This is a genomic window from uncultured Odoribacter sp. (assembly GCF_937966165.1).
In the GTDB taxonomy this organism is placed as follows: domain Bacteria; phylum Bacteroidota; class Bacteroidia; order Bacteroidales; family Marinifilaceae; genus Culturomica.
The window spans coordinates 93466-115235 of the sequence record NZ_CALCLB010000006.1; the positions used below are offsets into that span (position 1 = coordinate 93466).

A 21770-nucleotide genomic window follows, 5' to 3' on the forward strand; every position below is an offset into this window, starting at 1 on the left:
GTTTTATTTTTTTGTTGCGATACATTTTTCCAGAAGAATTGTCGGATGATAGGATTGTTTGGATTGACGCAGGCCTGGAATACCTAAATCCTCTTCCCGGTTAATATAGGTATATTGTTCCGGAAGGTGGGAAGCGAATTCTCTGTTGATAATGCTGTAAGCACCGTCAAGGTGAATATTGGCTTTTTCTACATTAATATCAAAGGTATTCTGGTTAATGGGACTCCCGAAGGTAAAGGCTGCCATTTCGCCGTTTACCCAAATTGCTCCACCGGTTAGCCCCAAATCTTCGTAATGATGAATTTCGTAGGTCAAAGCCCGACGTTCGTCTTTTAAGCTGATTTGTTCCACATAATCGTGTTCAAAACACCAACGGGATTCAAATTCCAAACATTGCGGAAGTATTTCCGGGGTAAGGGGGGTGTAACAATAGGAATATTCCTTGATAAATTTGTTGACGTGATTGCGTTTCGGCTGGTAATTTTTCCCCTTTAATTCGATTAAGTCTTTACGTAAATAGATATAATCGGCAAAATCCCGGTAAGACGTGTATTCAAAAAGGGTAGGAAAAATTTTTTCGAGTTTTTCCTGGGTCTCCGGGAATGCTCCTTGTAAACGTAAAGGATGACCTGCTTTCCGGGCTTCTTTATCCAGTTGTTCGATGATATTGATGAGATTCCCTTTACCGATTGGCATTAGATAAATAAGTCGGTTGTCTTCTGTGTGGAAGCGAATGACAAGGCTGTCATCTATTACGGCATAACTACTTTGATTACTGAAATGCCAGGCACATAAATTTGAAAAAGAGAAATCACAGTCCTGGGGAGCGTATGTTAAAGTGTAAGATGTAATTAAGGCTTTGTCAGTTATGGTTATAGGTTTGAATTCAATCATAAAGTGTTCGGAAATTAAACATTCTTTTCGTTCAATTGTACGAAATTACCGCATTTTTGGTTTAGTTAAGTGAAAAAATATATATTTTTTCACGCAAACGTATGTTATCAGAGACAGTTAGGGTGCAAAAAAGGAGTAGTGAAATTCTTCATTACTCCTTTTTGTATGGTTTTAGAATTTGGTGGCGCTTATTGCTGTTTAAGGATAAGAGCGAAACCTCCTCCGGGTGCCATGTCAATTTCCAGGTGTTTTTCTGTTCCCAGGGTAAAGGTTGTCCGTTTATAATCCTGTCCGGCACGGTCGGCGTTTACTCCGTCTTTGAAAAGAATGGCCTGATAAGTGTTGTTCCCAAGGAAACTGAGGTCCAGCTCTGCAATACGGGGCGTCCAGTTGGTGAGTCCCCCAATGTACCAATCGTTTCCTTTCCGGCGGGCGATAATGACTTCCTCGCCGATTTTACCGTCCAGCACTTTCGTTTCGTCCCAGGTAACGGGAATCTGGGCAATAAAAGCAAGGGATTCGGGTTCTCTTTTATAATTACTGGGATTGTCACAAAGCATATTCAGAGGAGATTCGAAAATAATGTAAGTAGCCAGTTGCCGGCAACGGGTTCCCTGACTCATTGGTTCCGTATAAATGGGAGCAAAAGCTTTTTTAGCAGCGTTCCGCATTGCTCCCTGCGTGTAATCCATGGGGCCTGCGGCCATTCGGATAAAAGGTATGATGACATCATAGGTAACCTGATCTACGGAATCCGGCGCCCATTTTACATTTTCCAAACCGAATACCCCTTCAAAATTCAATACATTCGGATAAGTGCGCTGTAAACCGGTAGGCTTGTATATTCCGTGTAAATCCAGTAAAAGATTATAGCGGGCAGCTGTTTCAGCAGCTTGATAAACAAAGTCTACAATTTCCTGATCATCCCGGTCGAAAAAATCTACTTTAAATCCTTTTACTCCCATGTCAGCATAATGCCGGCAAATGTTCTCCAAATCTTTCTTGAATGCTTCGTAACCGGCCCAAAGTATAATTCCTACATTCCGGTCCGTTGCGTAATCCACTAATTCCTGAATATTGATTTCCGGTATGATTTGCATCATATCCGCTTTTTTATTTACAGCCCAGCCCTCGTCTAAAATGACGTATTCTATTCCATGCTGGGAAGCAAAATCGATATAGTATTTATAGGTGTCGTTATTGATACCGGCTTTAAAATCAACTCCGTAAATATTCAGATGGTTCCACCACTCCCAGGCTACTTTTCCCGGCTTAATCCAGGTAATATCCCCGATACGGGAAGGAGAAGCTAATTTGTAAACCATGTCCGAATTTGCCAGCTGTGTATCTTCAGCCGAAATGACAGCAACTCTCCAGGGTAAATCCTGTTTTGCGGGCACACGGGCAATATAAGGCTCCCTTTCGGTAACCAGACGTTGCAACATATTATGTCCTCCTTGTACTGTCGTTTTGGGATAAGGGGCAAATACTCCCGAAAAAGAATTATTCCCTTTAGCTGTATTCAGATACATACCCGGATAACTTTCCAGGTCTGCCTCTGTCAGTAAAACTTTTTTCCCGTCTTTTAAGTCTACTACCAAAGGCAAAAACATAAGCCGCTCTTTGTCCAAAGCAGAAATTTTGCTATGGGTATAGGTATTTTCAAAAGAACTGAAAAACTGGGCTTCGAAAGTTTTGTTTTTCTTGTCGCGCGGATTTACATAGGGAGCATAAGTCTCGTAATCGTTATCAAAATTGAAAACAGCTTCTTCCGTCAGAATGGTGACCGGCTTGTCAGAAAGATTACGGAAACGGTAAGCAACTCCGTCATTATAAGCTCGGAATACCAGAGCCCAATTCCCTTTAAATTTTAACGTAAGCTGATTGTATTGATCGATCACCTGAGATTTTTTATAAAAGGGCGAGGTGATGATGTTGTCTGCAGATTGCTTGTTTACTTTTTGTAACTTCGGATGAACTCCCCAAATTTCATTATTCGCTAAAGTTAAAGAGAGCGGAGAAGGTGCAATAAAAATTTGCTTGTCGTCCTGCACAGACCAGCGTATGATGTCTCCGATTTCAACTGTCAATTTCAATTTACCGTCAGGAGAGCTTATCTGTTGGGTATGGGAAGCTGCCTGAGAGAATAAAGTGGTCAGGAACAATAAAAGAAGGGTTAAGTGTGCTTTCATCTATTTTTAAATTTACGAAAATATTTAACAATGTACTTATTTTTCAGATCGCCTGTTCCCAGGTAAAACGGGGAGCAATTTAGTTAAAATTCCGGAATCTTAAAAATGATTGAGGCTTTAGAAAATAAAAGAAAAAATATTTTTTATGTCTGATGAGGAGCGTTGATAAATAGGCTGGTTTTTGGATATGATTTTGAAAGCGTTTATCTTTGACTTTTTAAATGAAATATATGGTATCTTATATATTACGGGGTCTTATCTGGATAATTAGTTATTTACCTTTGAGGGTATTGTATTTTTTTTCAGATATTTTGTATTATTTTTTATATTATATCGTTCGTTACCGGAGAAATGTGGTTCGTATAAATTTGAGAAATGCTTTTCCCGAAAAGAAAGAAACGGAGCTGATACAGATTGAAAAGAAATTTTACCGGAATTTAGGTGATATTTTTGTTGAACTTTACAAACCCTGGCATATGTCGGAGCGGGAAATGAGACGTCGTTGTGTGTTTAAACATACTGAAATCCTTCAGCAATATTATGATCAGGGGAAAAGTGTCATCGGGGTTTTAGGGCATTACGGCAATTGGGAGTGGATGGCTTCTTATGCTTTATGGGCAAAGGATGATATCGATTTTTTTACACTCTATAAACCGATGCACAATAAAGTGATGGATCGTTTGATGAGTGAGATCCGTTCCCGCTTCGGAGCGCAACCTGTGCCGAAAAATGATATTTTACGTTTGATTGTAAAAAATTTGCGGGAAGGGCGTTTGTTTCTGGCCGGTTTTATTGCAGATCAAACACCTAATGTCAATAACTTGAATTTTTGGATGGAATTTTTGCATCAGGACACGCCGGTTTTTATTGGGACCGAAAAAATTGCCCGGAAATTTAATTTGCCTGTTATTTCTTTGCGGATGAAAAAGATAAAGCGGGGATATTACGAAGTGGATTTTGTAGACCTTTGCGGAGAACCGGCTCTTTTAGAACCGGGAGAATTAACCCGTATGCATACTCATTTTTTGGAGCAGCAAATACGGGAAGCTCCTGAATACTGGTTGTGGTCGCATCGCAGGTGGAAACACAAAAGAGAAGAGGCCGTCTATTTAGAAGAAAATAAAGGGAAGAAAACAGATAAAGCGGATAAAATTAAAGAAGAGAAATGACTCTTTTTTCTGTCGTCATACTGAACTGGAACGGAGAAAAATTGCTGCGGCAATTTTTACCTGCTGTGATCCGGAATACCGATCCGGAAAGAGCGGAAATTATTGTGGTAGATAATGGTTCTACCGATCGTTCCTTACAGGTTATGAGAGAAGAGTTCCCGGCTGTAAGGGTGATTGCTTTTGAGAAAAACTACGGGTTTGCTGCGGGTTATAATAAAGCGGTTGCTTTACTCGATTCTGTTTATGTCGTATTGCTGAATAGTGATGTGGAAGTGACTCCCGCTTGGTTGACTCCGGTAAGAGAATTATTCGAAAAAGAACCGGATGTGGCCGCTGTGCAACCTAAAATCAGAGCCTGGAAAGAAAAAGATAAATTTGAATATGCAGGTGCATGCGGAGGATATATCGACCGTTACGGATTTCCTTTTTGCCGGGGAAGAATACTGAATACGACAGAAGTGGATGCAGGGCAATATGAAGATGTGGCGGAAGTCTTTTGGTGCAGCGGGGCTGCGTTATGTGTAAAACGGAAAGTTTATCTGGATTGTGGCGGGTTGGACGAACGTTTTTTCGCTCATATGGAAGAGATCGATTTCTGTTGGCGGATGCGGAATCAGGGGCATATTTTAAAAGTCCAGCCGGCTTCTGTGGTGTATCACCTGGGAGGAGCTTCTTTACCAATGAATCATCCCAGAAAATTATTTTTAAATTACAGAAATAATTTACTGATGCTTTATAAAAATCTGGACCGGCAAGTGTGGCGGAAATTATTTTTGGTCCGGTTTTTAATGGATTCAGCCGCTTTTTTAATTTTTCTTCTCCGCGGACAACTGGCAAACGCCCGTTCTGTATTCCGGGCTTACCGGGCATTTTTCTATTTGCGGAAAGAATATCATCCTTCCCCTGCGTGTAGAGAAGATCCGTGTATATACAAAGGAAGTATTGTATTGGCCTATTTTATAAAAGGGATTAAAACTTATACAGCTTTGAAGAAAAGAAAATAGGCCTTTCCTGTTTTTTGCAATTTGAAAGAAAACGATTGGGGACAATAAACCTTTTAAAAACTTTATTGTCAATATGATTGAGAAAAAGACAAAAACTGTCGGTATGTCGATGGAAGATAATGAAATAATAGAATTGTTTCATCTTAAAAATAAAAATGAAGAAGCTTTCCGGTTGCTTGTAGATAAATACAAAGAGAAACTCTATTGGCATATCCGGAAAATGGTTTTGAACCATGAAGATACAAATGACATACTTCAGAATACGTTTGTAAAAATTTGGCAAGGTTTAAAAGAGTTCAGGTATGAATCCGGATTATATACCTGGATGTACCGGATTGCCACAAATGAGTCCATTAATTTTTTAAATGAGAAAAAGAGAAAAGTATATGGAAATTCCGGAGAAATCACAGAAGCTTTGGAAAATATTCTCGAAAGTGATGTCTATTTCAGCGGAGATGAAATTCAGAAAGAGTTACAAAAAGCAATCTTAAAGCTGACGGACCGTCAGCGCCTGATATTTAATATGAAATATTTTGATGATATGCCTTATGAGGATATTGCTGCCATTCTGGAAGTCGCCGTTGGAACGCTGAAAGCTACTTATCATAACGCAGTTAAGAAGATAGAAGAAAATATGAGGATAATTGATAGTCAGTTCTGAATTGTTCAATTTCTAAACTTTGAATTATGGATAATTTTGATGATAAATATAGAAAGAAAAATCCTTTTTCCGTACCGGAGGGATATTTCGAACATTTGACGAATCAAGTGCTGGAGAAAATAAAGGAAGAAGAAAAACCCCAGAAAGTGTCTTTTGTACAATTGCTGAAACCTTATATGGGATTAGCTGCTATTTTTTTGTTGGCTTTCGTCATCGTTCAATTTGTCGTACCCCATTTTATTGATAACAACAAAATGTTGAAAAAAGTGAATACGGAAATGGTAACAAGTGTAGAGGAAAATACTTCGGATAATTTTGTGCTGGATGGAAGTTTTAATCCGACAAGTGAAGAAATCCTGGAGTATTTGTCGACAGAAGTGAGCGATTACGATTTGATTTATGCAGAACTATATTAAAAAGCATATGAAATTTTGGATAACAATTTTATTGTCTCTGTATGGAATAACCCTTTGGGGACAGGAATCTAAACTGACCGAAAAAAAATGGCATGAATTTGAAGCTCAAAAAGTGGCTTTTTTTACGCAGGCTTTGGATTTAACTCCTCAGGAAGCTGCCGTTTTTTGGCCTCTCTATAATGAAATGGTGAAAAAAATCCGGGATAAAGAATTTCAAATCCGGAAAAATACAAAAGAAGTCCGGGAGGCTAAAAGTCTGTCAAATGCCCAGGTATTGAAAGTTGTGGAGCAAAATTTGAGTACGGAACAACAAATACTGGATATTAAAAGGGAGTATTATCAAAAATTGTTGGAAACTATTCCTTCTCAAAAAATTTTAAAATTGGATTGGGTAGAGCATAGTTTCCATAAACAGTTGCTGGATAAGATGCGTAAGTGCCAGGCTCCTCCCAAATAATCTTTTAATATATGTATATAAAACGAAGTGAATTGTTTCAATATAAATTTTAGTGTATTTTAGGGAAGAATAAAAATCGGCTGAAAATGTATTTTCCGGTCGGTTTTTATTTTAAAGATTTATGTTATAGGTGTCTTCTGGTTTTACTCTGTTTTTATTTTACAGATTCATTTTCCTCTTTTCATTCTGATTTCCGGATATTTTAGATTTATTAATTCGCTTTTCACTTGTCATTTTGGTTTTACAGCTATTTTAATTTAATCCGTTTGAATGATGCGGATAAAAAATAAGCTTACAGTATTTCTAAGATCCTGAATAATAATTTAACCAATGGGGCCTTCAATATTTTGAGATGCGTCATATTACCTTATACTGCAGAGACCGGTATGCTGTTGGAGAGACGTATGGGTTTCTGTTTTTTACCCATTAGACGGTGTATATAATAAACTGTTTCTATAGGAGTTATTATTCCTGTAACATAAATTTTTTATGAATATTATCCCTGAATTAAATTGAATTTTCCAAATATGGAAAAGAAAATATTTTTAATAAGTCAATTGGAAAATTGTTTTATCTGTTTTACCGGATTTAAACGTTCGTTTTATATAGGAGTTCATTTAAATTTTCATAACAAAATTAAACATTATATTGAAATTTCAAAACTCTGCAGATCAAAATATTATTTGTAAGTCTTTTTTTTTCTTCAAAAGGGACGTAATCCAATTTTAACGAACGTTTATAGTCGTTTATATAATTAATAATGGGCTTAATGGAAGAATTATCTACTTATATGTTATTAAATATTTATTTAAAAAAAATAGACTTAATATTTACTAAACTCAATTGCCTATGAAAAACGTATTAACTTTGTTGATGATTATCTTTGGTGTCTGCTCATCACCATAACAGATAAAATTTATTTTTATAAATCTTTTCACTATTAAAAAGTTAGACAGATAACTTTTTATTTTTTTTGTGTCCGGCGGAAACGATTGCATCCCGTTCGGCATGTAATTTTAACCAGAATAAATATACAAATTAATCTACGTTATGAAAAAACTTTATCTGATATTGGGGATAGCCGCACTATTTGCCTGTAATGACGATAATACGGAACCTCCTGCTCCTGTACCTACTGAACCCGACGAAGCGATTGTTGAACTAGACTTAACGAATGTGCAGATTCCCCGATCCGGTGGTTCTGCTGAAGTAAACATTACTGCAAACTATGACGACTGGAATTATAAATGTGATGAAACCTGGCTCTCGGTTCAAAAGTCAGGGAATAAACTAACTCTTTCAGCTGAGGAAAATACGAACTCTCAGCGGAATACCGCTACTATTACCGTTACTGTAACAGGAGAAGGGGAGGATAACACCGCTTCTGCTACTGTTAACGTGACGCAGAATGATGCTTCTCTCATTATCGAAATAAAACTGGAACGGGATGGGTCGACAATGGTTGCTCCTATATTAGGACGAGTGGATTGTGAAATTAATTGGGGAGACGGTAATATCGAGCCGATCAGTGGTAATATTGATGGTGTTTTCTCTTTTCAGCCTACACATCTTTATAAAAAAAGCGGAACCTATCAAATTAGTATTTCCGGATTTGTGCCCGGAATGGGAATCGGCTCTCCTTTTACCGATATTGAACTGGCGTGTATAACTTCTGTGATTCAGTGGGGAAATACAGGTCTTGTCTCTATGCAGAGAGCGCTTCAGGGATGTGTGAATCTGAGTAGTATTCCCGGGGATACTGACAATTCATTTGCGGAAGTGACAACTTTTTCCAATGCCTTTTATGGTTGTAAATCGCTTACCGAGATTCCCGCCGACCTGTTTGTAAATTGCAGCAAAGTGGAATCCTTTTCGTTCTGTTTTGATAATGCAGGACTGGAATCTATCCCCGCTGGATTATTCGATAATTGTACTGCAGCGGAATCCTTTTCTTCCATATTCAGCAGCTGTCCCCTTATCTCCATACCGGATGAACTGTTTAGCAAATGTGCTTTAGCAAAAACACTTAGTAGTGTGTTTTACGACTGTCAGTTATTGCAAAGTATTCCTGATAATTTGTTTAAAGGCTGTGAAAAGGCTGAAGTGTTTACGTATGCTTTCCGGGGATGCCCATCGCTGACTGAAATACCGGAAGATTTATTCAAGCCGTGTCCACTGGCTAAAAATTTTGCAGGCATATTTACGATGTGTTATTCTTTGGAAAGTATTCCCGAAGGATTGTTTGCAAATAATCCACAAGCCGAGAATTTTAATTATAGTTTTACAGAATGTACTTCCCTGACAGAAATTCCCGCCGGATTGTTCGATTCCAACCGGGCTGTTAAAAGTTTTCAGGCGACTTTCCGGAATTGTATACGATTAAATTGTGAGACGCCTTATACTATGATAGAAGGGAAAAAAGTACATCTTTACGAACGAAGTAGGTATGCGGGACAATTTATAGCCCCCAGTGCTTATGAGTATTGTTTCAGTAATTGCACTGAACTGTTGGATTACGAATATATGCAACAAAATTATGCCGATTGGTCGAAACCTTATCTGAGGTAAAATTGATAACACCAAAAATTAAGACAAATGAAAAAATATATAAGATATATAACCGCCTTGTTTGCGGTATTAGCTTTTGCGGCATGTTCCGACGATAAGGAACCTGCTTTTGTTCCTGCTTCGTTCGAACTGATTCCGGGAGAAGGCGCAGCGGTTATGGTTGACCCGGATGGTACAACCGGCACTGTGAGGTTTTCTTATGAAAAAGGTTCTGTTACTATTCAGGTAAAAACGAACCAAGCAGATTGGGGGTATGCTGTAGAACAACCCGCAGATCATTTTTCGGTTACAAGTGAAGGGGATAAACTGACGATTGCTGTCCCGGAGAATAAGACCTCTCTTCCTTATAAGGCTACCGTTACTTTAAATACGGGCAGTGAAGGTAATTTTGCCAGCTGTGTGTTATCACTTTCTCAGGATCCCACACCGGACCCTGAAATTAAGATAGAACCAGGCAGTGTCGTTTTCCCTGCTGAAGGCGGTGAGGCAGAGCTGACTGTTACGACGAATCGGGAACATTGGACTATACGTAAACAAGCAGACAATAATACTGATAATTTTATGTTCGTGTCCAAAATAGACGGTAAGGTGATGATAATGGCAAGGGAAAACCGTACTCCGTTGACCTTAAATGGCACACTGATCATCACCTCCGGTGAAGGCGAGAATACCATTGACGCTGAAGTATCCGTCACTCAGGAAGCTGCTCCCCGGGTAACGGTGAAAGTAAATAAATCTTCACTTAACTTTACATATGAAGGTGGGGAAGAAACGATAGCTGTGACTGCAGAAAATGTGGAAGACTGGGATTTCAAATGTAGTGATAAATGGTTGAAAGTTGAACGTCAGGGAAATAACCTTATTGTTACTGCTCCTGTAAATCTTTCTGCAAATACTCCATCTGCCGAGATATTGGTGTACGCCGGAGATAAAAATTATAATTATGATGAACGCACCATTACTGTTCATCAGGAAGGCTGGGAAAATGCCGGAGCGTTAGTATTCGAACTAACCATTCCGACCCCTCAGGAAGAAGGCGTCACGGCTTTGTTACCTCTGATTGGATTGACAAACTGTTCGATCGATTGGGGAGACGGAAGTGAAATCGATCATCCAACTGAAAAAATTCCTTCGCACGTATATACAGCAGCTGGTGTATATCAGGTAGCGGTAAAAGGCGGAGTGGAAAGGATATTCAGTCAGGATTCCAAATTTACTTATCCTTACAGGGAGGCTAAAGATTATATAACAGCCATTTTGAGCTGGGGAAATACCTCACTTAATTCGATGGAAAAAGCGTTTTATAAATTGACGAACCTGAAGAGTATCCCGGAGGATGTTGAAGGGGCTTTTGCCGGTGTAACTACTTTCTACAATGCCTTTTACGGATGTACAGCCTTGGAAACGATACCTGACGGTTTGTTTACGCATGCAAAAGCAGCTATAGATTTTGGTAGTTGCTTTGACGGCTGTAAGGGTATAAAGGAAATACCTGCTGGTTTATTTGCGAATTGTGAATCTGCAGAAGATTTTTATGGAACATTTTATGGTTGTTCCGAGCTTCTTACTGTACCCGACGGTTTATTTGCAGGGCATTCTAAAGTAACGAAGTTTACACGATTGTTCGCTTATTGTTCTAATTTGAAAACAGTAGGAAAAGATATCTTTAAAGGTTGTACGGAAAATACTTCTTTCAATCAAATATTTACCGGTTGCGGAAAACTTGAATCTGTTCCGGTAGATATATTTGATGATTGTCGTAAAGTAACGGATTTCCGCTTTGCTTTCCGTTATGGATCTTCTCTGAAAGGGGAATCTCCCTATACAATGATCGACGGTAAGAAAGTGCATCTTTACGAACGTAATTCTTATTTGAATTATTTCTCGGAAATCACTTCTTATCAAACCTGTTTTTCGGGTTGTACGGGACTTTCCGATTATGATGCTATCGTTGAAGCCGGATGGAATTAATTAATTCTGTCCTTCCATAAAAAGAAGGCTGGCCGAAAAGTAAATTTTCGGCCAGCCTTCTTATTGTTAATCGTAACTGTATAAGGTATTTACAACTGTCTGTTTCCGAATAATTTTATTCGTTAGCGGAAAAAGAATAGATTTTACAAAAGATTGCCGGATCTCCTATTTAATGGAAATATTCTCTTTAATAACTTTTTTCTGAAGTATCCGGTATAAAAATGACATAAAAATTTGTTAGTTCAATTTAAAGCACTACTTTTGTGACCGCAAGTATGCAATATCATTCAGCACCCTGGAGAGATGGGTGAGTGGCTGAAACCAACAGTTTGCTAAACTGTCGTATCCGATTAGGGTACCGGGGGTTCGAATCCCCCTCTCTCCGCCCTAAAATGTGACAGGGGGACGGTTCTTTTGTCACCTAATGCCGTACAAAAGATTTGCGTTTCCTTACCTTGTAAAAATCCCTCTATGCAATGATGCACAGAGGGATTTTTGATCTACTAAGATTTCTTATAAAAAGAAGTTTTCAGAAGAGGATCAATGTTGGGTTTTTCCATGGATGGTATCCTGATCTCTGAAAGTACCGGTATTATAGGTACGATCATTTTCGTTTGTATTCCAGTCGGAACGATCGGCTTCCCGGTTGGCTTCATGCGCTTTATCCATTTTCTTTTCTGCTTTATCTATTTTTTTATCAGCCTTATTTTCTTGACGTTCAGCACTGTTGTAGTTCCCTTTTGCACGTTCTTCATCGGCTTTGTTATGAGCTTCATCGGCTTTGTCTAGTTTCTTGTCGGCTTTATCCATTTTTCTTTCTGCTTTGTCTGTCTGCCGGTCGGCATAGTCAGTAGTATTTCCTTTGAGATTATTTTCCATTCTCTCCACCCGATCAGAATGAACTCTATTTTCTTCTTCACTCTGAAATCTGTTTTCGTCATTTCTCAAATTATTCATAACTTTCTGATTTAATAATTAGTTTATTTTAATTGTATAGTTTTTAACGGATTGAGTGACAGAATGTTTCCCAATAATCGATTATGTTTATTAATTATTGTGTTGTTCATCAATAAATTGTACTATATAATTCTAAAGTGTGTGAAGGGGACTTCGAAAATAGCAAAAAGCTGGATTGTCCCTCATTTCCAGGGTTCTGCTGGTTTGGAAAAGTATTTTATTCTTTATCTTTTATCCGTTAATTTTCCGAACTGAATTCCTTTTCGGAGAATGGCGTATAAGTCTGTTTTTAAGTAGAGATAAGAATGTAAAAATGAGACCTGTTTGTTTAGAGCTTGCCTAGGGAATAAATTTAAAGTATCTATTCCGGAGGATATAGCGTACATAAAGGAAAATAAAATTTAAGAAAATGAAAACAGAAATAAAGCAGAATGAAAAAGAGCATCGTTTTGAATATAAGGAAGGCGGTTCTCTGGCCTATGTAGAGTATAAAATAATTCCGGGCGGAATGGATTTTATTGCTACTTTTGTTCCCGAAGAACTGCGTGGAAAAGGAGTAGGTTCTGCTCTGGCAAAAGCGGCTTTGCAAGTTGCTGAGACGAAACATATGAAAATTGTTGCCAGTTGTCCTTTTATCCGTTCTTATATTGAAAAACACATGAAGTTGAGGAAATTATGAAACTGATCTATATTTATCACAGTGGTTTTATTCTTCAAGGCAAGTATTTTGTTGTGGTGATAGATTATTACAGAGAGGGAAAAACGGAAAATAAAAAACTTATTTCAGAATTATTGAATCATTACCCGGGTCGTTTATATGTGTTGGTATCTCATGCACATCCGGATCATTATAATCCGGAAATTCTGCAGTGGGCAGAGCAGCGGCCGGATTTGCAATATATTTTTTCAGGGGATGTGAAAGTGCCTATAGATTCTTTGCCGTCACATTGTGTTTTTATGAAAAAATCGGATAGCTGGAATGATGAGCTATTGAAAGTTAAGGCTTATGGGTCGACGGATGTCGGAATTTCTTTTTTGATAGAAGGAGAGGGGAAAAGTATATTTCATGCAGGCGATTTAAATAATTGGCATTGGGCAGAGGAATCCACAGCAACAGAAGTTCAGGAATATGAAAATCATTTTTTACAGGAACTGGAAATATTGGCCCGGGATACAAAAGAATTAGATTTGGCTCTTTTCCCTGTAGATCCCCGGCTTGGAAAAGATTATATGCGGGGTGCCCGTCAATTTATTGACCGCATTCATCCCCTTTGTTTTGCTCCCATGCATTTTTGGGAAAAGTATGATAAGGCGAATGCTTTACGGGAATATGCGGAAAAAAAGGGTTGCCGGTTTATAACCTGGACGCATCCCGGACAAAGTGCAGAATTTTGAACTTATATAAGTATCTTAAAAAGAATAGATTAACTTTAAGGAAATGGAAATAAAAAGCAGATTTGATCATTACAACTTCAATGTAATGGATTTGGAAAAGAGTATACACTTTTATGCAGAAGCTTTGGGATTAAAGGAAACAAAGCGTAAAACAGGCGGGGATGGTTCTTTTATACTGGTATATCTGGGAGATGGGAAAACTGATTTTACATTAGAACTGACCTGGCTGAGGGATCGTAAAGAAGCTTATGATTTGGGAGAAGGGGAGTTTCATCTCTGTGTGCGGGTGGAAGGGGATTATGAGAAAATCAGGGAGTATCACCGGCAACAAGGATGGGTATGTTATGAAAATACGCAAATGGGACTATATTTTATTACGGATCCCGATGGATACTGGATTGAAATATTACCGGTTCAGCAATAAAGGATAAAATAAATTATATTCTTCCAGTAGTTTTATTGCCGATAAAATCCTAATTTTGCTCCGCTACTGACAATAAATTTTTGTATTTTGATACTAATAAATTCAACCAGATTATGAAATTTTTTATCGACACGGCTAATTTGGATCAAATTCGCGAAGCTAATGACCTTGGCGTATTGGACGGAGTGACAACCAATCCCTCATTGATGGCTAAAGAAGGGATAAAGGGGGAAGAAAACTGTAAAAAGCATTACATTGCTATTTGTGAGATTGTAAAAGGTGACGTTAGTGCCGAAGTAATTTCCACAGACTATGAGGGAATGATCAAAGAGGGGACTGAGCTGGCTGCGTTGCATCCGAATATTGTCGTAAAAGTGCCTTGTATTGCAGATGGTATCCGGGCGATCAAATATTTTACGGACAATGGGATTCGTACGAATTGTACTTTGGTATTTTCTCCGGGCCAAGCTTTATTGGCTGCCAAGGCCGGGGCTACTTATGTTTCTCCTTTTGTCGGTCGTCTGGATGATATTGCCAGTGACGGTATAGAATTAGTGGAAAAAATAGTCGATATGTATCGTTATTATGGTTTCCAGACTCAGGTTTTAGCAGCTTCTATCCGGTCTACTCAGCACATTATCCAATGTATAGAAGCCGGAGCAGATGTTGCTACTTGTCCGTTAAGTGCTATTAAGGGATTGTTGAAACATCCGCTGACAGATAGTGGCCTGGCCAAATTTTTAGAAGATTATCGCAAGGTAAATTCATAAAAATCATGCTTATAAAATTATTTGAGGATAATCCCAACACAAGGGATATCCTCAAAATTGTAGATATACTGAAAACAGGCGGAGTAATTATTTATCCGACTGATACGGTATATGCTATCGGATGTGCCATCAACCAGGTGAAAGCGGTTCAGCGGGTGTGTGCTTTGAAAGGAGTCAAACCCGAAAAGGCCGATTTTTCGATGATTTGCCGGGATTTAAGCGATATTGCGCTTTATGCCAAAGTCAGTAATGAGGTTTTTAAAATCATGAAAAGGCATTTACCGGGACCTTTTACTTTTATTCTGAATGCTACTTCTAAATTGCCCAATGTGCTGATGAACAGACGAAAGACGATAGGTATCCGGATTCCGGATAATTATATTGTCAGAGCGGTTGTTGAGGAATTGGGAAATCCTTTGCTTACGACTTCTGTACACGACGATGATGAGGTTGTAGAATATATGACGGATCCGGAATTAATTCACGAAAAGTATGGTAAACTGGTAGATGTAGTGATAGACGGAGGATATGGCCAGAATGTCGCCTCTACAATTGTGGATTTTACAGGAGAGGAGATGCAGGTCGTAAGACAGGGAATAGGAGAATTGTAAGAACTCCGTTTCGATTCTATTTTTTCCAAAAAGCTTTTGTAAAGAGAACAAGAACTGTAAATACTTCCAGACGTCCGATCAGCATTAAGGCGGCCAGGAACAGTTTTGCCGCGTCACTGAGGTGCGAAAAATTGTCCATAGGGCCTAAGCTCCCAAAACCCGGACCAATATTGCTTAGACTGGTAATAACCGCACTACAGGCTGTTGCAATATCTTCTGTGAAAAAAGCCATGATAATGCTTCCGATACTGAAGACAATCATAAATAATATAAAGAATCCCATTACCCCGGTCATAATGGTAGGATGCACACTTTTGGTATTGTATTTTACATTAATGACGGCGTTGGGGTGAATTATCCGTTTCATTTCTGTAAAGGAATTCTTGAATAATAAAACTACGCGGATAACTTTAATTCCTCCGGCGGTAGAACCTGCGCAAGAACCGATAAACATCAGGAGAAAGAGAATTAATCCTAATAATGTGGGCCAGTATAAATAATCTGCCGTGGCAAATCCTGTAGTGGTCATAATACTGACTACTTGGAAAAGAGCATCCCGGAAACATTTTTCTCCTCCTCCCCAATTTATCCAATAAAGGCCGGAAGCAATAATAACTGTAGCTCCCAGAATAAGAATCATATACCAACGGAATTCTTCGTCGTGTAAGAGTTTTTTCACATCTCCCTTCAAGGCTGCATAGAAGAGACCGAAATTGGTGGCCGCAATACACATAAAAATGATGATGACATATTGGATATAAGGAGAATTCCAATAGGCAAGGCTATCCTGTTTTGTAGAAAAACCTCCGGTTGCCATGGTTGTAAAAGAATGACAGACCGAATCGAAGATATCCATTCCTCCGAGGAAAAGCAATACCGCTTCCAGAAGGGTAAAAAAGAGGTAAAATAGCCATAATTTCCGGGCAGAAGAATAAAAAGTGGCAGCCATTTTATTATGGGTGGGTCCCGGTACTTCTGCCACATAAAGATCCCTTCCTTCTATTCCTAAACTGGGCAATATGGCCAGGAACAGTACTGCAATTCCCAATCCTCCCAGCCATTGCGTCATGGACCGCCAGAACAGAGAAGCATGGGGAAGGGATTCGATATCATTTAATACAGAAGATCCGGTTGTTGTAAAACCAGACATTGTTTCGAAAAAAGCATCCGGGAAAGAAGGAATCGTACCTCCCAGAATAAAAGGGAGACAACCGAATAAAGAGAAAAAGACCCAGATAAAAGTGACTGTAAAGTAACCGTCTTTTTTAGCTAATACCTTGTCATTGGCTTTTACGCCAAAAGCCATGATTGCTCCCGTACCTCCGGTAATTAAAGCGGAATAAAAAAAAGCCGGTGTGTCTTTTTCTCCATAGAGGAGAGAAAGCAGTACGCAAAGTACAAAACAGGCACTTTCAATCAGCATCAGTTTGCCGAGAAGGTTTATGATAAACCGGATATTTATCATCTTTGAAAATATTTTATAACTTTCTTAATTGCCGATTGAAGAGCAAAAATAACGACATTATCTCCGGCCTGGATCTGTACGTCTCCCTTTGCAATGATCGTTTCAGTCCCCCGTATCACCCCTCCTATAATGGCACCTTCCGGGAAATTCATATCTTTTAATTGATGCCTGGTAATTTTAGAACCGGTTTCAGCCTCCATTTCAAATACCTCGGCTTCTGAGAATGTAAGAAACTTTAAATGTTTTACATCTACATTCATGGTATACCGGTAGATATGGGAGGCTACGATCAGTTTTGTATTGATTAAAGTACCGATTCCTATGTTTTCGGCCAGATCAATATAATCGATATTTTCGACTTCGGCTACGCTTTTTTTCACTCCCATTTTTTTCGCCAGTAAACAGGAGAGAATATTGGTTTCAGAAGAATGAGTGACACTGATAAAAGCATCTATATTTTTAATCCCTTCTTCCCGTAAAAGCGTCATGTCCCGTCCGTCTCCGTTAATAATTAAGGTGGATTTGAGTTTATCTGCCAGCTGTATACATTTTTCCCGGTCTTTTTCGATAATCTTCACATTATAGTGTTTTTCCAGCAAAGAGGCTGTTTTGATTCCGATACGGGATGCTCCGACAATAACAATATTCTTGATTTCGAATTGTTCTTTTCCGCATAAAGCAAACACATTGTGAACAAAAGTCGGTTTGGTTACGACAAAAATGAGATCCCCGTATTTTAAGGTATCGTTTCCCCGGGGGATAATCGTTCTGTTATCGCGTTTAATAGCTACCAGACGAAATTCGTCGGCACCGTAAATTTCACCCATTTTTGCCAGGGTATGATTGAGGATAAGGGCATTATCCCATAATTTGATGCCGATTAATATCAGCCGGCCATCCGAAAATTCATGTAATTGCCGGGAACCGATTTGTTTTAAGGAAGCGACAATTTCTTCTGCAGCTAACCGTTCGGGATAAATTAAGGTGTCAATTCCTATGGATCTCAGGTATTCGGCGTTTTCGCTTTCCAGGTATTCGCTGTTATTTACCCGGGCAATTGTACGCTTTGCTCCCAGTTTTTTTGCAAGGATTGCGGAATTGATATTTTGGTCTTCAGAAGGATTAACTGCGATATAAAGATCACATTTCCCCACTTCTGCATCTTTAAGAGCTCCTATAGAAGTACAGGATCCGACTACTGACATTATATCCAGTTGACTTTCCAGATTTTCGATTTTTGCCGGATCCGAGTCGATGAGCAGAATGTTATGTTCCTGTCTGCTGAGCATCTTGGCAAGATGCGTTCCTACAGCTCCGGCTCCTGCTATCACAATATTCATAAGGTCTGTTTTTCCGAGTGATTAAGACTGCAAATTTAAACTAAAAGCAATTGAATCTGCAATAAACGGTTATTTATTTTAGTCATGTTGTTTTCCTTTTGCCAGCTGGTTTTATAAACATTTTAAATTTAAACGTTTGTTTCGGGTATCTCTTTCCGGTTTTATAGCAGGGGTATCCGGATACATCCTTTTTCTTCTGTTTTATAAAGAGGAATTTGTCTTTTTTTGCAGTATTTTTCCCATTCCCGTGTACAAAAGAAAGAATTGGATGCATCCAGAAAGACCGCCTGAATTGGAAAATTTGTATGTTGAAAGAGTTTTTGAGGGAAAATATTTCCAGTGATAATCAATGTTCCGGAAAGGTCATCTGCCGGATGTGCTGTTTCGATCAGCCGGATCTGCTTGTTGGAGAAAGTAAGAGTGTGGGATACATACTTCCATTCGCGGCTTAGCAAACCGTCGTTGGGAGGAAAGGGAAGCAGCCGGTTTTTTTGAATATACGGCAGTATATACTTCCACTCGGAAGAATCCAGCTCGTTCTTTAAAAAGCTATACTTTCCGCAATAATTGAGAAGAATACAACTTTTGCCTTGGCGATGAAAGAGGACTAGTTCCCGGGAAGAATGGAGTTGCAGATTATAAAAACAGGCAAAGATTAACCAAAAGATAAGCGCTATGGCAGTGAGACAAAAATATTTCTTTTTTCTCTTTTGGCAGAAAAAGGAAAAAAAGATAAGATTGGAATAAGCGAGAAGGAGGTGAATAAAAGTAGGATAGAGATTTTTCCATTGCCAGTTGATGGCTGTAAAATGCTGGAGACTTATAAAAAGTAGTCTGCAGAGAGAATCGGTTAAAAAGATAAGTTTTAATCCTATCGTCAGGGGCAAAAGCAGGATAATGATTGTTATGTATAATAATAGGGTGGTTAAAGGAATAGCGATTATATTCAGCAGAAAGCTGTTTAAGCTGATGTTGTGAAAATAATAAATACAAAGGGGGAGGGTGGTCAGCTGGGCTGCAATGGACAGCCAGGCTAAAGAGCAGAAATGAGCAATTATTTTGGGAAATTGCCGGGTAAAGCGGTTTAAAAAAGGGTAGAAAATGAGAATCCCCGTATAAGCGGCATAGGACATTTGAAAACTGATAGAGTACAGACTGTCGGGTTGTACGATTAAGGTTAGAAAAGCAGAGGCTGCTACAGAATTGAGGGGAATGTAATTTTTGTCGAAAGCTTTTCCGATAAGTATAAAGGAAAGAATGGTGGCTGAGCGTACTACGGAAGGAGAAAGTCCTGTTATACAGGCATAAGCTCCTAACAGGGGAATAATGAGTAAGCGGGTTAAAGGTTTACGGATTCCGGTTATCCCGAATAAAAAAGCAAGTAAACCGTAAATAGCGCCGGTATGTAGTCCGGAGACAGCGAGCAAGTGTATGGTTCCGGTGGTTGAAAAAAGAGATTTCGTATTGGAGTCCAAATCGTTTTTATAACCCAGGCAGAGAGCTTCCAGAAGGGCCCGGTGAGTTGGGTCGGAAATCAACTTGTCCATTTTCCGGAGCATCCGGTGGCGGAGACGCTGAAAAAAAGTGAAAAGGGTGCGGGAGTGTCCTTTTTTCCCGATACGACTGAGAGGGAGAAGTCGGAAATGCACCTTTTTTTGTTTCAGATAATGATGATAATGAAAGGCTCCTTCTGTATTAAAAGTGCGGAGGGGATAGATTTTGCAGGCAAAACTCAGGGAATCTCCCGGAATAAAAGAGAGACTGTCAGTATAATGAAAATAGAAAAGCCGGCCGGAGGCTTGTAGGATATAGTTCCCTTTCCCTAACGGCTCTTTACATTCGCATTGCATATAGTGTTCTCCTTGTATTTCGGAATGCCGGGCATCCTGAGCGGCATTTACCCAACCACATAGAAAGATACTGATATAGAGAAGTATACTGAATATGTTTTTTGAGGATTTAAAAAAAGAAATGAAAAGAGCCGAAAAGAGGCCCGTATAAAAAAACGGAAACGGTAAATAAAATAATGTTCCGCATCCTATGCCTGCTATCAAAAGGAGTAGGGGGAAGAAAAAAGGATAAATATGAAATTTATTGCTTACACCATCTCTTTAGAATGAATCAGTTACACAAGTTACAAAAAATAACTGAAAGTCATATCGGTTAAATGGTAAAATGTTTAAGTGTTCAGGCGTATAAATATTTAAATGGGGAATTGTTCAGGCATGTAAACGCATAAAAATTTTAAGCATGTCAATGATTAGAATCTGGGGGAGTATTTCCTTTAGGAGCTGATTGGCAAGACAAACCTTCTGGATTAAAAATAAATCCGGACAAAGATTTATAAATCAGCGGGTCGTCAGATAAACCTTTATCAGGTAGGAATTACCTTTACTTCCCTAATCCTTTACTCCGTGCTCTCCATCCAGTATTCGGTTCTGCCATAAGCTTCCCTCTATTTGCATATCCGGATCTTTATTTGGGCAGAATAACCCGGTAAGCCGCTTTGAATTTTCCCAGAGAGAGATTATTGAGTTTATTTTTCAGAATTCTCTTTTTCAGGGCGGAAAGATGGTCTGTAAAGAGTATGCCGTCCAGGTGATCGTATTCGTGCTGGATAATCCAGGCTTTAATTCCCTCATACTCTTCTTCCCGTTGTACGCCATTTTCATCCCGATAGGCTATTCGTATTTTGTCTTTGCGTCTGACATCTTCGTGTATACCGGGGATACTCAGACAACCTTCATTTCTGCTGACTTCCTCACCGGAACGTTCGAGGATATGGGCATTGATAAAAGCTTTACGAAAACCTCTACAATCGGGATCTATTTCTTCAAAAGCATTTCCGTCTACTACAAATATCCGTATATTTTTCCCGACCTGGGGGGCTGCAAGTCCTACGCCGTCAGCTTCGTCCATGGTCTGAAACATATCTTCTAAAAATTTGGTCAGTCCGGGATAATCGGCCGGAATATCTTCAGAAACTTTTCTTAAAACAGGATGTCCGTATATATAAATTGGTAAGTACATAATTTCGTTTTATTTTAGTTTTCTGTGTTTCCTCTTCTCTGGGCTTCCATATAAGAAGTCAGTATAATCGTTGCACTCATTTTGTCAATTAAAGCTTTATCCTGCCGTATTTTTTTCTTTGCTCCTCCTTCAATTAAGGCTTTGTGTGCCATTACTGAAGTAAAACGTTCGTCGTACATTTCTACCGGTATATCCGGGAATTTACGTTGGAGCGCTTTGAGAAAAGGGATAATATACGTCATACTTTCTGAATCCGTATTGTCCATCTGTTTGGGATAACCCACAACGAAAAGGTCGACTTTTTCTCTGGCAATGTATTCCTGAAGGAATTTTAAAACTTCATGGGAAAGTACGGTTTGTAAACCAGTAGCAATAATGCGTCCGGGATCTGTAACGGCAATACCTACCCGCTTCTTTCCGTAATCAATAGCTAAAATTCTTCCCAC

20 protein-coding genes and 1 tRNA gene are annotated in these 21770 nt (G+C 39.0%); 13 read left to right on the top strand and 8 right to left on the bottom strand.

The features are described 5' to 3' along the window. Positions 1–3 precede the first annotated feature (3 nt). Both Q0465_RS02455 and Q0465_RS02460 read right to left on the bottom strand, forming a co-directional pair. The gene (locus Q0465_RS02455; protein ID WP_298612338.1) at positions 4–894 is read right to left on the bottom strand and encodes a phosphatidylglycerol lysyltransferase domain-containing protein; all 891 of its coding nucleotides are present in this window, start codon (positions 892–894) and stop codon (positions 4–6) included. A gap of 188 nt (positions 895–1082) precedes the next feature. Next, positions 1083–3086, bottom strand: coding sequence for a glycoside hydrolase family 97 protein (locus Q0465_RS02460; RefSeq protein ID WP_298612341.1), 2004 nt, complete (start codon positions 3084–3086; stop codon positions 1083–1085). A gap of 230 nt (positions 3087–3316) precedes the next feature. Between Q0465_RS02460 and Q0465_RS02465 the strand changes: the two genes are divergently transcribed. The 8 genes from Q0465_RS02465 to Q0465_RS02500 all read left to right on the top strand — a co-directional run bounded on the left by Q0465_RS02465 (position 3317) and on the right by Q0465_RS02500 (position 11717). Next, positions 3317–4255, top strand: coding sequence for a lysophospholipid acyltransferase family protein (locus tag Q0465_RS02465; protein ID WP_298612344.1), 939 nt, complete (start codon positions 3317–3319; stop codon positions 4253–4255). Continuing rightward, positions 4252–5259 (top strand): glycosyltransferase family 2 protein, encoded by a 1008-nt coding sequence (locus tag Q0465_RS02470; protein WP_298612347.1) that lies wholly within the window; start codon positions 4252–4254, stop codon positions 5257–5259. The genes Q0465_RS02465 and Q0465_RS02470 overlap by 4 nt, the downstream gene beginning before the upstream one ends. A gap of 103 nt (positions 5260–5362) precedes the next feature. Further along, the gene (locus Q0465_RS02475; protein WP_298612601.1) at positions 5363–5920 is read left to right on the top strand and encodes a sigma-70 family RNA polymerase sigma factor; all 558 of its coding nucleotides are present in this window, start codon (positions 5363–5365) and stop codon (positions 5918–5920) included. 26 nt (positions 5921–5946) lie between these two features. Continuing rightward, a complete protein-coding gene (locus Q0465_RS02480) occupies positions 5947–6336 on the top strand; it encodes a hypothetical protein (protein WP_298612350.1) in 390 nt (129 codons plus the stop codon). Positions 6337–6343: 7 nt separating this feature from the next. Continuing rightward, positions 6344–6793: a hypothetical protein gene (locus Q0465_RS02485; protein ID WP_298612352.1), complete on the top strand. Its 450-nt coding sequence runs from the start codon at positions 6344–6346 to the stop codon at positions 6791–6793. A 1050-nt stretch (positions 6794–7843) separates the two neighbouring features. After that, a complete protein-coding gene (locus Q0465_RS02490; RefSeq protein ID WP_298612355.1) occupies positions 7844–9361 on the top strand; it encodes a leucine-rich repeat protein in 1518 nt (505 codons plus the stop codon). Positions 9362–9388: 27 nt separating this feature from the next. After that, a complete protein-coding gene (locus Q0465_RS02495) occupies positions 9389–11332 on the top strand; it encodes a BACON domain-containing carbohydrate-binding protein (protein ID WP_298612358.1) in 1944 nt (647 codons plus the stop codon). A 297-nt stretch (positions 11333–11629) separates the two neighbouring features. Next, positions 11630–11717: transfer RNA gene (locus Q0465_RS02500), tRNA-Ser, on the top strand. A gap of 155 nt (positions 11718–11872) precedes the next feature. On the opposite strand, the gene Q0465_RS02505 is transcribed toward Q0465_RS02500, so the two are convergent. Continuing rightward, positions 11873–12289: a hypothetical protein gene (locus Q0465_RS02505; protein ID WP_298612361.1), complete on the bottom strand. Its 417-nt coding sequence runs from the start codon at positions 12287–12289 to the stop codon at positions 11873–11875. A gap of 409 nt (positions 12290–12698) precedes the next feature. Between Q0465_RS02505 and Q0465_RS02510 the strand changes: the two genes are divergently transcribed. From Q0465_RS02510 to Q0465_RS02530, 5 genes are all read left to right on the top strand, one after another. Next, positions 12699–12968: a GNAT family N-acetyltransferase gene (locus tag Q0465_RS02510; protein WP_298612364.1), complete on the top strand. Its 270-nt coding sequence runs from the start codon at positions 12699–12701 to the stop codon at positions 12966–12968. Then, positions 12965–13684, top strand: coding sequence for an MBL fold metallo-hydrolase (locus Q0465_RS02515; RefSeq protein WP_298612367.1), 720 nt, complete (start codon positions 12965–12967; stop codon positions 13682–13684). The genes Q0465_RS02510 and Q0465_RS02515 overlap by 4 nt, the downstream gene beginning before the upstream one ends. Before the next feature lie 43 nt (positions 13685–13727). After that, entirely contained in the window at positions 13728–14108 is a 381-nt protein-coding gene (locus Q0465_RS02520) for a VOC family protein (RefSeq protein WP_298612370.1), read from the top strand. 113 nt (positions 14109–14221) lie between these two features. Then, positions 14222–14878, top strand: coding sequence for a fructose-6-phosphate aldolase (gene fsa, locus Q0465_RS02525; protein WP_298612372.1), 657 nt, complete (start codon positions 14222–14224; stop codon positions 14876–14878). 5 nt (positions 14879–14883) lie between these two features. Then, on the top strand, positions 14884–15489 hold the full coding sequence (locus tag Q0465_RS02530; RefSeq protein ID WP_298612375.1) for an L-threonylcarbamoyladenylate synthase: 606 nt from the start codon (positions 14884–14886) through the stop codon (positions 15487–15489). Between the two features lie 16 nt (positions 15490–15505). Here Q0465_RS02530 and Q0465_RS02535 read toward each other — a convergent pair whose 3' ends face one another. The 5 genes from Q0465_RS02535 to ruvX form a co-directional block, all read right to left on the bottom strand. Further along, entirely contained in the window at positions 15506–16954 is a 1449-nt protein-coding gene (locus Q0465_RS02535) for a TrkH family potassium uptake protein (protein WP_298612378.1), read from the bottom strand. Beyond that, complete coding sequence (trkA, locus tag Q0465_RS02540) at positions 16951–18294, bottom strand: Trk system potassium transporter TrkA (protein ID WP_298612381.1); 1344 nt, start codon at positions 18292–18294, stop codon at positions 16951–16953. The genes Q0465_RS02535 and trkA overlap by 4 nt, the downstream gene beginning before the upstream one ends. A gap of 161 nt (positions 18295–18455) precedes the next feature. Next, on the bottom strand, positions 18456–20144 hold the full coding sequence (locus tag Q0465_RS02545) for a ComEC/Rec2 family competence protein (RefSeq protein WP_298612384.1): 1689 nt from the start codon (positions 20142–20144) through the stop codon (positions 18456–18458). A gap of 625 nt (positions 20145–20769) precedes the next feature. After that, on the bottom strand, positions 20770–21324 hold the full coding sequence (gene def, locus Q0465_RS02550; protein ID WP_298612387.1) for a peptide deformylase: 555 nt from the start codon (positions 21322–21324) through the stop codon (positions 20770–20772). A gap of 14 nt (positions 21325–21338) precedes the next feature. After that, positions 21339–21770 carry a Holliday junction resolvase RuvX gene (gene ruvX / locus Q0465_RS02555; RefSeq protein WP_298612390.1) on the bottom strand — a complete coding sequence of 144 codons (432 nt, stop codon included), beginning with the start codon at positions 21768–21770 and terminating at the stop codon, positions 21339–21341.